Origin of the sequence: Treponema sp. UBA6852, from assembly GCA_002449305.1 — a bacterium.
GTDB lineage: Bacteria > Spirochaetota > Spirochaetia > Treponematales > Treponemataceae > Treponema_D.
Map to the genome: position 1 here is coordinate 26,842 of DKDI01000023.1, position 11,830 is coordinate 38,671.

Genomic DNA, 11,830 nt, shown 5'->3' on the forward strand with positions numbered 1-11,830 from the left:
TCACATTCGGAGCATGGCTTCGCAGCATTACAGGCGTAGCGTCTAACGGCGAGGACATTCTTACTGGAACTTCCAACTCTTGGGGCGGAATTAGACCTTCAAGAGTAAATGTAGCTGGCACAGCAGAAGACGGAAACGCTGGATTCAAGCTTGACATTTACTTCAATGCTGCTTCTTGGGGCAACTACGTTGCAACAACTGATGAAGAAGGTAAGAAGGTAACAGGTAAATCTGATGAATTTCTTCAGGTTGGCGACAATGCATATTTGTGGGTAAAGCCAGCTGAGCAGATTCAGCTCTCTATTGGTAAATTCGATGGTGGTGAGACAGGACTCCGTGGCGACTTCTGCTACGGTTCATGGAACTGGCTCAGACCGGGCAACTGGATTGCAGAAGACGAAGGACTTACTTTCAACGGAAGCCACAAAAATGGTCTTATGGCAAAAATCACTCCTGTTGACGGTCTTGTAGCTGTAGTTCAGCTTCCTGTATACAATCCAGTTTGGGGCGGAAACAATGCAGAGTATAAAAATGGCAACAATACTATCGAAGACACATTCAAGAACGGTATGTATGCAGCTGCTTACTCAATTGAAGGAATAGGTACTCTTAAAGCTGGTTTCTTTGGCGACTATCAAAAATCAGGTAGCTACGAAAAGACTGGAACTGTAAACGTTGCATTCGACTTCAACTCTGTTGAGAACCTCTATGTAACAGTTGGCGCAAGATTCGGAATTGCAGACAAAGAGATAGATGTTAACAACGAAAAGATGAAGTTCACAGCTGGTGCTTCTTACCAGGTTTCTGACGCTATGAAGTTCTCTGTTTCTGGTGGATATGTTCAGTATCAGGACAAAACAACAGAAAAAGTAAAAGACGATGGTGACAGCGCATTCGGAATCGGTGCTGGAGTTGACTATGCTATCATGGACGGACTTAATGCAGCAGCAGACCTCCGCTACAAGAGCAATGCAGGCAGAGACAAAGACGGCGCAATCAGCTTCCTCGTTGGAGTTACAAAGAACGTTTCTAGCAACGGCTACATCGGAGTTGGCTTCCAGGGCGCAACAAACGGAAACGGTCTTACTGGAATCTCTGCTAACGCAGGCGATGACTTCGTATGGGCAATCCCTGTAGCATTGAGCGTTTGGTTCTAAGAGATAAAGCGAAGCTCGCTTCGTTTTATCTCTGACAGTTTTGCTGTGCAAAACTGTCGGACAACAGCGCGTAGCGCGAATGCTGGCTGGCACATTATGTGCTGACCAAAGCAAAAAGCCTCCCTTCCGGGAGGCTTTTTTGTGTTTAAATGGGCAAAACTCTGTATATATGGTTCAATTTCGAGTTTTAAATTTTAATGTCATTATCATGCTTGACCCTGCGATGTTTTTGAAAGGAAGTCGGTTGATAATCTGTTGGAAAGATTGCCTTGCTAGCATAGGAATAAGTGTTTAGTAGCTGTTTTATTAAAACTCGGCATTCGACCTTATATATTATAGGGTTGTTCCCAAAAAGGGCAGTCCTTTTTTATGAATCTATATGCGAATTCAAATCTACTAAAATTAAATAAAGAAAGAAAAATATATTTAGCCTGAAATTCGAGTTTTACGGTTTAATGTCATTATCGGGCTTGCCCCGATAATCTGTTACACTTTTTTTTGCAAGATTGCCGTGTCAAGCACGGCAATGACACTTAAACTACTGTTCTTATCAAAACTCGAATTTCAGGCTATTTAAGTTCCGCAGCCCGGCAAAGCGAGCCACGGACAATTTTTATTAAAGCGGAATGTTTCCGTGTTTTTTGGCAGGAGCTGAATTCTGTGTTTTTTGAGCAAGGAATTCAAGGCTATGGGCAACACGTTGTCTTGTTTCTTCAGGATTTATAATTTCGCTGATATAATCACGCTGAGCCGCAATTGTCGGAGTCATAATTGTATCTTTGTACTCCTGAGACTTTTGTGCAACAAGAGCAGCCTGAGCAGGATCTTTCATTTCCTTTGCGTAAAGAATTCCAAGAGCGCCTTCTGCACCCATTACCGCAATTTCAGCTTTTGGCCAAGCATAAACAAAGTCCGCGCCCAGATGCTTTGAGCACATTGCAATGTAAGCTCCGCCGTAAGCCTTGCGTGTAATAACTGTAACTTTTGGAACAGTCGCTTCGCTGTATGCGTAGATTACTTTTGCTCCATGGCGGATAATTCCCTTTTGCTCTTCATCAGGACCAGGCAAAAATCCTGGAACATCAACAAAAGTAACAAGCGGAACATTATAAGCGTCGCAGTAGCGTACAAAGCGTGCAATCTTGTCAGAAGCATCGCAGTTCAAAAGTCCGCCCCAGACAGCCGGATTGTTTGCAACAACGCCAACAGATTTTCCTTCAATTTTTGCAAAGCCAACAACCGCCATCTGTGCAAATTCTTTCATCACTTCAAAGAAACTGTCGTCATCAACAACGCAGTCAATTACATTGCGGATGTCGTAGCCTTTTTTGCTTTCTTCTGGAAGAGCCTCTGCAATTTTCTTTGCCTTTTTCTTTTCGTCAAACTTGAATTTTGCTTCAGCAACAATTTCTTCGCCGTAATAATGCGGAATGTAATCCAAAAGTTTTCTTACAGCTTCATAGCATTCAGGTTCTGAAGAAGCTCTAAAATGCGCAACACCGCTTTTCTGTGCATGAATGGAAGCGCCACCCAAATCTTCCGCAGAAATATCAAGCGAAAGAACACTTTTTACAACTTTTGGTCCTGTGATAAACATTTGGCTGATTGTGTCAACCGCAAAAATAAAATCAGTGATTCCAGGTGAATAAACAGCACCGCCAGCGCAAGGTCCTACAATAATTGAAATCTGCGGAACAGTTCCAGAGGCACGCACATTCTGATAAAAAAGCTCGCCGTAACCACAAAGAGCATCAACGCCTTCCTGAATACGCGCACCGCCTGAATCGTTAAGGCCGATAACCGGACACTTTGCCATAATCGCCTTGTCTATAAGCTCCGCAATTTTCTGCCCATGAACTTTTCCAAGAGAGCCGCCCTGAACTGTAAAATCCTGAGCATAAATGGCAACTTTTTTTCCGTTAATTTTTCCAAAGCCAGTAATTACACCGTCGTAAGGAATTTCTTTTTTGTCCATTCCAAAGCTTGTGCAAGTATGACGAGCGGCTGAATAAATTTCATAAAATGAGTCTTTGTCGCAAAGATTATTGATTCTTTCAATAGCGTGAAATTTTCCCTTTGCGTGCTGTTTTTCAAGATTATAATTAGAAGCCATATTTCCTCCAAAAAACAAAACAATGCTTTTTTTGCAACTGTTTTCTTATAATATCGTGAATGTTTTCTAAAGTCAATATGACAAAAAACGTAAAACTGTCATTTCATTTGCTGGCAGGTTTTACAAATACAAGGCTTTGTTCTTCCACATATTTTTCAGCATCTTTGATTTCTTGATCTGAAGGAATAAAATCATATTCTTGACGCAAAACAGAAGCGCAGGTAAAAACATCTCCGCCGCATTTTTCCATTGCAGTAAAATATTCCACCTTTAAATCGCTGAATTCCAAGAAGTTGCTTTCAATTTCAGTTTGAATATCAAAAATAATCCAGCGGTCTTTTTTAAATTCCAAGGAAACTTTTTCTTTTTGAAGCGAAACACAAAGGTTGTCTTCTCCAAGCGAATCAAAAATAAAGAATTCAACATTGTATTCTTTTTTTTCGCCGGGGAAAATTTTCTGTCCATTTTCTTCCGTAATAGCAGCCGGATTTTCTTTTCTACGCTGACCTTTAAAAAAAGTTTTGCAAGGATTTCCGTCAACCGTAAAATTTGAAATTCCGTAAATATTGTGATTAAGCTGATTTTTTACAAGCCAGACAGAAGGCGGAACAAGGTCGTTTCCAGCGTTGTACATTGAGCTTGTTTTTCCTGTAACAAAAATGTTTGCAAGTCGGTCTACTCTTCCGCCAAGAGACTTTGCAGAACTTGCCCGGGCAGAATCTATGTCCAGCAAATTTACCGCGCTGTAGTACATTTCCACAGTTTGAAGCGAAGTCAGTCCTTTTGTCGTCCGTTTTTCCAAAAAAGTTCCATAAAGTGAAACCGCAGCCGCAATTGCAAAAACAAAAACCGCAATGCAAATTTTTATCACCGTGGATTTTGCCCTAAGCCACCTTTTTAAACGAACTTTTTTTTCTTGATGCAAAAGAAATTTTTGAGATTCAGCATTGAACTTTTCTAAATCCGATGAAGGAGACTCTTTTAATTCAAGTGTGGAAACTTCTTCTTTAGGGAACGCGCAATTTTTGCCTGCAAAAGCGTTTTCTGTAAACAAAAGAATTTTTTCGTCAATTCCAAAAGCCGCATAGCGCAACGGACAGTAATTTAAATCCCGAATATCGTTTTCCCTTGCAGAAGAAGATTTTTCTGCAAACGGAACTTTTCCGCAAATAGTTTTATAAACAATAACCGCCTGCAAAAAATGCACCGCGTCTTTTCCAGAAAACACAGGGTTCAAATACTTTCCATATAATTCTGAAAAAATTTCTTCCCCAAGCGATGACAAAGAAATTTCAAGCAAATTCTTAGGCAAAAATAAAACTTTAGAAAAATCCTTGGAAACAATAATTCCTCCTGCGCCAACTAAAGAAAGAACTACCTTGCTTTCATCCAAAGCATCAAGCGCATTGCAGACAAGTGAACAGGCTTTTATAGAATCTTTTTTTCCAAAGGCTTCAAAACATTCACTAAGCGCAAGTCCATCAAAGCATGAGCCTTCAAGAAAAACTGTTTCATCTTCAGAGTGCGCAAATTCTTTTAAATCCTCAGAAGAAACTGTGCCGTCAAAGTTCCATAAAGAAAAATTCCAAGCTCCGTCATTTAGCTCAGCAAGCAGTCCGTTTTCTCTGATTTTTCCGGCAAATCCGGCTTTTACAAAAACATTGCTAGCCATCCGGCTGTCTAAAAAAATCTTTCCGTTGTAAAGAAAAACTGTTTTGGAACTCATTGACGCTTTCCATCTGAACTATACAAATATTTAAAGTAGTCCATTTTTGTGCTGTACGTAACATCAAAATTGCCCATTGTATTTTTGTACGACTCAAGGCTTTTCCAGAACTCATAGAACTTAGGATCGCGCGTGTAAGACTGAGTGTAAATTGCCGCAGCTTCCGCATCCGCCTTTCCTTTAGTTTCCTCGCTTTTTCTGTAGGCTTCTGATTCGATTGTGCGCTTTTCGTTTTCAAGTTTTCCAAGCCATTCGGACTTTTTTCCTTCACCAAGAGAACGGTACGCTTGAGCCACTTGATTGCGCTCCTTAATCATTCTGTTGTAAACGCTTTCTGTAAGCTCGTCTGAATATTTTATTTGCCGCGGAACAATGTCAATCAGTTCAATTCCGTATTCGCCCACCATTTTTCTTGCGTCGTCAGCCATTTCCTGGCAAAGCGCGCTTCTTCCCTTGGAAACACTTTCGTTGTTTGAATTCACATTGACCAAAGCTTCAATTTCCGCGCTGTCCTCGCCTTCAATTCCTGCAAGCTGATTTGAATCCGCACTGTCTTTTTCCTCGTTAATAAGATTGCTGCTTCTTACAATTTCGCTGAGCCTATTGCGTGTGATAATCGTCCTAGTTGAAGAATCAATTACATCGCTAAGCTTGTTGTACGCCGCATCCAAAGTCTTGAACGACTGATAAAACAATGCCGGGTCTGAAATCTTCCAGCGGCTTGTAGTGTCCACAATTATAAACTGGTTTTCCTTTGTAGGAATGCGAGCCTGATCCCCTTCAAGTGAAAGAATTTTTGCAGGATAAACAGTGACGACATCAAGAAACGGAACTTTAAAATAAAGTCCGGTAGAAGTGCACGATTTTACAATTTGTCCAAACCTTGTAACAACAGCCTGCTCTCCTTCGTTCACAATATAAAAAGGACCTGCCGCAAGCAAAATCACAATGACAGCAACAAAAGCCGCAAGCCTAAGATAAAATTTATTCTGCTTTGCCATTTTTTCCTCCAAGATTCTTAAACGGAAGCACATTGTCAAGACCGCTGTCTATCAAAGCCGGATTCTTGTCTGCGCCGGAAGCAAAAATTTCTTCCATAGTTTCAAGATAAAGACGTTCCCGGGTAACAGCAGGAGCTTTTCTGTACTCCTCATAAACTGAATTGAACCTTGCCACATCGCCCTTTGCCTTGTTAACACGCTCAGCCGCATAGCCTTCCGCCACTTGAATCTGACGGTCAGCCTCGCCTTTTGCCTTTGGAATTTCTGAATTGTAGCTTTCTTTTCCTTCATTTATAAAGCGGTTCATATCCTGAATAGCCTTGTTCACGTCCTCAAACGCATCCTGAACTCCTTCCGGCGGAACAATATTCTGAAGCTTAACCGCAAAAACGTTTATTCCAAGTCCCAGCTGCGAAAACTGCTCATTCATCATGGAAACCGCAAGATTTTCAATGTTGCTTCTCTCGCTGCTCATAACATCCAAAATTGCCCGGTCGCCGACCAAAGTATTGATTACAGAACGGCTTATGTCGCGGATTGTCTGCTCTTTTTCCTGAACTGTAAAAAGCCAAGCGCGCGGATCAACAATTCTGTACTGAATAATCCATTCAACATCCACGATATTCAAATCGCCGGTCAGCATAGTTGATTCACGTGTAATATTGTTCTGATACTGATTTACAGAGCCACTTTTTGTGGTTTTAAATCCAAACTGCTCCGTCTGGACAACTTTGTTTCCCGGAACAATAAATTTTTTATCTATAAACGGAATTTTATATTGAAGTCCCGGTCCCAAAGTAGCATTATATCTTCCAAACCGAGTGATTACAGCCTGCTCCGCCTGATCAACAACAAAAAGACTAGAGCCAGCCGCCGCAAGCAAAACAGCGCCTACAATAATCGCCACAACATACGAAGGCTTTTTAAAAAAGCTCCTGATTTTTACTTCCAAATCTGACATAACTAATAAATTAATGCAAATTCGCTTAAAAAACAACGGTATCTAGCAGCAAATCTTTTATATTTACCGCGTTGACTTTGATATTTTCATTCTTGATATTAATTTTTAATGGGAAATTCTCATGGACATTGCATACAATATATGCAGAAAGAGGATTCAGCTCCGCAGGAATATTTGTAATTGCCAGCAATCGTTCATAGAACTTTTTTATTCCAGAAGCATCATCAGACTTCGGATTTTCCGTAAGCTTGGATTCTATCAAACGGCAGCCTGCGCCAATTTCAAGAAAATCAATTTCTGTCTGAGAAATATCACGGTAATAACAAAGCTGTTTTTTGTTTCCATTAAGCTTATTGTTTTTCCTTAATTCAGCAAACACAGCTGTTTCAAAAATACTTCCTGCAAAAGGAGAAATTTTCAGTTTTTCTTTTTCAATTCCCAAAAGCCAGCATAAAAGCCCAGTATCGTTAAAATAAACTTTAGGGGTTTTTACAATCCGCTTTCCAACGTTACCAAACCACGGCTGCAAAAATGTAATTTGCCCTGAAGTTTCAAGAACACTAAGCCATGAAGCAACAGTTTTTGAACTTATGCCAAGCGAATTGCCTATTTCCGCCATATCCAGTATTTGAGCGTTTCGGACTGCAAGCAAGCGAATGAACTGTTCAAAAGTCCGTAAATTTGAAACATTTACAAGTTGACGCACATCGCGCTCAAGGTAAGTTGCAAGATAACTTGAAAAAAACATATCAAGCGGAAAATCTGGCTCACGTGTAAGCTCAGGAAATCCGCCGCGGAAAATAAAAGTTTCAAAATTAGCTGGATTTTCATCTGAAAAACACGGAGCATTTTTGTATTCCGCCCAAGAAAGTCCTTCAAGTTCCATTACACAAGTTCTTCCTGCAAGGCTTTCTGAAATATTTTTCATCAATTCGAACTTTTGACTTCCTGTAAGAACAATCTGTCCCATATTATGCCGCTCATTATCAAGCCGTTCCTTTAAAAACCTGAAAAGTTTAGGCGCATACTGAACTTCATCAACAATAAGAGGACTTTTATATTTTTCGAAAAAAATTTCAGGAGTTTCATCCGCAAGAGCCGCAATACTCGGCAAATCAAGAGAAACATAATTATATTCCGGCAGAAGAGAACGCAAAAGTGTTGTTTTTCCTGTCTGACGAGCACCAGTTAAAGTTATACACGGAAAATACTTCAATGCACTTTTTACTTGACTTCCAAATTTTCTGTCAATCATACTTCAGATATTATGAAATTCAATTCCCGATTTGTCAACAAGATGGTGCTCTATTTCTTTCCTTCTCAATTTTTTTCTTTTATACTGAAACCCTTGCTCTGTTAGTTTGCAACAATCTTACAAGAAAATGCGGAAGAAAAAAGGTAGCGTTCCATAGAAGAAAAGCCATCCTTGCTTAATCTGCGCCTAATGCTTTATTAAGTTAGAAATCAACTTAAAAATGTTTTAAAATTAACTTAATTTCACTTTGTTTTTAACTTAAAAACGTCTTGAAATTAACTTAATTTTACTTTGATTTTAACTTAAAAATATTTTGATATAAAGTTTATTTCATTGCTAAATAAAACTGATTTTATAATATCTCTATATATATTCCTTTGTTCCGAAAGCCTCCCCCAAGATTTAAGTCATAAGCAGTGCGGTTCCTGCCTAAAATAGCGTCAGAAACTGCACTGCAAGTTTGCCCGGTGGCAAACTTGTTCAATCGACTACTGTTTTTTACTGCGTTGCAAAACAGCCTGTTTAAATCTTATCGATGCCAAAGCACCGCTAAGATTTAAACATAAGGAGGCTAAGAGATGAAAAAGACTCTTATCGCGGTCGCAGCGGCTGCCGCACTTACAGCAACTTCTGCTTTCGCAGAAATCACATTCGGCATGTGGACAAAGGCAGTTCTCGTGCCTGTAGCAAATGATGGCGAGGACTACAAAGCTGGTCTTACACAGGCATGGGGCGGAGCAGCGCGTACAGCAGGACTTAGTGTTGCAGGTGTAAACGAAGAAGGAACTGCAGGATACACATTTGAAATCCGTGACCAGGCAGGCGAAGACAAAATCGCTCATGGAGACAGAAGCGTTCTTTGGGTAAAGCCTGTTGAGCAGTTCAAGCTCTCTGTAGGATATTTCGATGATGGAGACAACGGACTCAGACAGGGAAGTGGATTTGGAGCATGGGACTGGCTTCGTCCAAAACAGACAACAGATTTGGTGTTCAACGGTGATAACGCAATTATGGATGGAAAAAGCGGAGACGGCTTGATGGCTGAAATTCTTCCAGTTGACGGCCTAAAGGTAATAGCAAACATTCCGTTCCTTAAAACTGGCGAATACATACAGGATGCCTATGACATCTATAAAAAGACACAGATTGGCGCGGCATATACAATCGACGGAACTGGAACTTTAAAAGTTCTTTGGACTGGCGTAAGCGAAGAATCTAAAATTGCTGATAAAAAATACGACTACACAGGAAAAATCGGCGTTGCATTTAACCTTACAGCAGTTGAAAACCTGAGCCTTGCAATTGGCGCAAAATTCGACATCGTTGATGAAGATTATAAAATCGATGATCTCATGAACGCCAAAGAAAAAGGTTTTGGTGAGTGGGGTGGAGCAAAGAATAAGGCATACTTCGCTTTGAATGCTGGTTACCAGGTTTCAGATGCCATGAAGGTTTCTCTTGCTGGTGGTGTAAAACTCTTCAAGAACTCTGGCTTTGATCCAAAATGGGGAATCGGTGCAGGTGTTGACTACGTAATTATGGAAGGTCTTACATTGAACACAGATTTACGCTATATAAGCGAAACAAAGTACAGCAAGGATGGTATTAAGGTTGATGGCAAAGACGATGCTGTTTCTTTCCTCGTAGGCGTTTCAAAAGGCTTCAGCAACGGCTCTCTTGGAGTAGGATTTGAAGGCGTTACAAACGGTGCAGGATTCTCAGAAATTTCTGCCGGAACAGACAAGAACGGCAAAGTTCATGACGGATTCATGTGGTGTGTTCCTGTTGTGCTCACATTTAGCTTCTAATTCTACCCGCAATTTGCGTTTGACTTAGTAATGCAAAAAGCCTCCCTTCTGGGAGGCTTTTTTGTTAAATAGGGGTAATTTCCAGTTGACTATCTTATCAAAAATGATAAAATATATTTATGGAGCATAAAGAGTATCAGGTTGTCTGGAAAAAGAAAATAGACAAGCAAATAAAAAAGCTTCCGGCTGATGTCAAGAACAGATTCTTGCTTCTTGCAAGAGACTTAAGAAAAAAGGAGCGGTTCTGCCGGAATGGGACAGATACTCAAAACTTTCTAAAGATTTTTATCATTGCCACCTTGGATACAGCTGGTGCGCGGTCTGGCATTGGGAAAAAGAGGCAATCGTTGTGGAGGTAACCTATGTTGGTAGCAGAGAAAACTCACCATATTAACACATATATCTATGGTCAGGGCTCTGACTATGTGATTCAGATTCTACGTGAAAAGCTGCCGGATATTCAGGTGCTGCAGGAAGAGGAAGTCTCTTCGGATGATGAGGATTACATAAATTCCAAAGACAGCGAAATTATGAAAGAGATTGAGCGCCAAATAAAACCAGGCGATGTCCTCAAAATCCGAAGGGAAAACAAGGAGTGGTCTCAGGCAGACCTTTCTCAACGTTCCGGCATCGCTGTTCCGAATATTTCCCTGATGGAAGCAGGCAAACGTCCAATAGGCGCAAGAACAGCAAAAAAACTCTCGCTGGCTTTAGGTTGCGATGTTTCCGACTTCATAAAATAAAAGCAAGCTTATTGACTATGGAAAAATAAAATTGACAGATTACAACGCGGTAGAGTATCTGAACACAGAAAGGCTACCTTGACTATGTGGCGAAGAAAGTCACTACGGAAGAGCTAATCGAAGCGATAAAAACAGTCGCTATGGCAAAAGGAATGACTAAGACAGCAAAGGAAACAGGAATCTCCCGCAGCGGACTTTACAAGGCTCTGTCTCCAAATGTAAATCCCACAATAGACACATTGGTCAAAATTGCAAAGCCCATAGGATACAATCTGAACAGCTCCTTTTTGTGTTTTAAATATATGTTGTTTCTAAGTGATGTTAGTAATTTAGGAAATAGCTTAGTGTATCGCTGGAAGTTTTTCCAGTTTTATTTTATAGCCTAGGCAGTTGAGCACTGAAGTAAAGGTTGTAAGAGTTACTCTTTCTGCGTCCTTAGAGCGGAGTTTTTGGATTACTGTTGGAGAAACATGAGCCTTCTTTGCAAGCTCCCGGACAGAAATATTTTCCTCCTCCATTTTTTCAAGCATAAACTCAGAAAGAAGAAAGTCATTGTATTCCTTGTCATAAATAGGTTTCTGCCCTGGATGCTCATCAAAAAATTTGTCGAATGTTGTCATTTTGAATCCTCCTTTATTTCTGAACTTTGTGCAGTCCATTATTTTCCCAAAGTCGCCCATTCGCTGGCATAGCATCAAAAATTTCCGCTTTTGAGTTAAGTCGCATTCCTGAAAATAATCAAAAGGCTGGCTGTTTCCTTTAGAGTCAAAGTACCATTCGATTTGGAAAAACAAGCCCTCATAGATTACGCAGTCTTCCTTGGTCATCAGCAAACTGTATCATATATATGGTACAGTGTCAAATTTTATATCTTATTATAAAAAATAAATAAATTTTCTTTCTTCTGCAAAAAAATATAAAAATCAACAAGTTTTTGTGATTGCAAAAACTTGTTATACTTACAAATTTTACCCTATTTAAAAGCAAAAAGCCTCCCTTCCGGGAGGCTTTTTGCTTTTGTCAGCACCGCCGCTAGTTTGCAATGCAAACTAGCAGAGATAAAACG

11 protein-coding genes are annotated in these 11,830 nt (G+C 40.2%); 5 read left to right on the forward strand and 6 right to left on the reverse strand.

Annotated features, from left to right (window positions below):
- The coding region (locus B3209_RS05245; RefSeq protein ID WP_296690085.1) for a hypothetical protein at positions 1–1,157 on the forward strand (1,157 nt) is incomplete at its 5' end.
- Between the two features lie 616 nt (positions 1,158–1,773).
- Here B3209_RS05245 and B3209_RS05250 read toward each other — a convergent pair.
- The 5 genes from B3209_RS05250 to B3209_RS05270 all read right to left on the reverse strand — a co-directional run bounded on the left by B3209_RS05250 (position 1,774) and on the right by B3209_RS05270 (position 8,213).
- The gene (locus tag B3209_RS05250; protein ID WP_296664618.1) at positions 1,774–3,270 is read right to left on the reverse strand and encodes an acyl-CoA carboxylase subunit beta; all 1,497 of its coding nucleotides are present in this window, start codon (positions 3,268–3,270) and stop codon (positions 1,774–1,776) included.
- A 103-nt stretch (positions 3,271–3,373) separates the two neighbouring features.
- Complete coding sequence (locus tag B3209_RS05255; protein WP_296690087.1) at positions 3,374–4,996, reverse strand: hypothetical protein; 1,623 nt, start codon at positions 4,994–4,996, stop codon at positions 3,374–3,376.
- Positions 4,993–5,997, reverse strand: a complete 1,005-nt coding sequence (gene hflC, locus B3209_RS05260) for a protease modulator HflC (RefSeq protein WP_296665225.1) — start codon at positions 5,995–5,997, stop codon at positions 4,993–4,995. The genes B3209_RS05255 and hflC overlap by 4 nt, the downstream gene beginning before the upstream one ends.
- Positions 5,981–6,958, reverse strand: coding sequence for an FtsH protease activity modulator HflK (gene hflK / locus B3209_RS05265; RefSeq protein ID WP_295800971.1), 978 nt, complete (start codon positions 6,956–6,958; stop codon positions 5,981–5,983). Before hflK ends, hflC begins: the two co-directional genes overlap by 17 nt.
- A 25-nt stretch (positions 6,959–6,983) precedes the next feature.
- Positions 6,984–8,213 carry an ATP-binding protein gene (locus B3209_RS05270; protein WP_296665223.1) on the reverse strand — a complete coding sequence of 410 codons (1,230 nt, stop codon included), beginning with the start codon at positions 8,211–8,213 and terminating at the stop codon, positions 6,984–6,986.
- A 578-nt stretch (positions 8,214–8,791) separates the two neighbouring features.
- Here B3209_RS05270 and B3209_RS05275 point away from each other — a divergent pair.
- From B3209_RS05275 to B3209_RS05290, 4 genes are all read left to right on the forward strand, one after another.
- Positions 8,792–10,021 carry a porin gene (locus B3209_RS05275; RefSeq protein ID WP_296690089.1) on the forward strand — a complete coding sequence of 410 codons (1,230 nt, stop codon included), beginning with the start codon at positions 8,792–8,794 and terminating at the stop codon, positions 10,019–10,021.
- 119 nt (positions 10,022–10,140) lie between these two features.
- A complete protein-coding gene (locus B3209_RS05280) occupies positions 10,141–10,380 on the forward strand; it encodes a hypothetical protein (protein WP_296690091.1) in 240 nt (79 codons plus the stop codon).
- A 3-nt stretch (positions 10,381–10,383) separates the two neighbouring features.
- A complete protein-coding gene (locus B3209_RS05285) occupies positions 10,384–10,764 on the forward strand; it encodes a helix-turn-helix domain-containing protein (protein ID WP_296690093.1) in 381 nt (126 codons plus the stop codon).
- An 86-nt stretch (positions 10,765–10,850) separates the two neighbouring features.
- The gene (locus B3209_RS05290) at positions 10,851–11,150 is read left to right on the forward strand and encodes an addiction module antidote protein (protein WP_295800446.1); all 300 of its coding nucleotides are present in this window, start codon (positions 10,851–10,853) and stop codon (positions 11,148–11,150) included.
- Here the strand turns inward: B3209_RS05290 and B3209_RS05295 are convergent.
- Positions 11,106–11,591 (reverse strand): helix-turn-helix domain-containing protein, encoded by a 486-nt coding sequence (locus B3209_RS05295; protein WP_296690095.1) that lies wholly within the window; start codon positions 11,589–11,591, stop codon positions 11,106–11,108. The two genes, B3209_RS05290 and B3209_RS05295, sit on opposite strands and share 45 nt — an antisense overlap.
- Between the last annotated feature and the right edge of the window lie 239 nt (positions 11,592–11,830).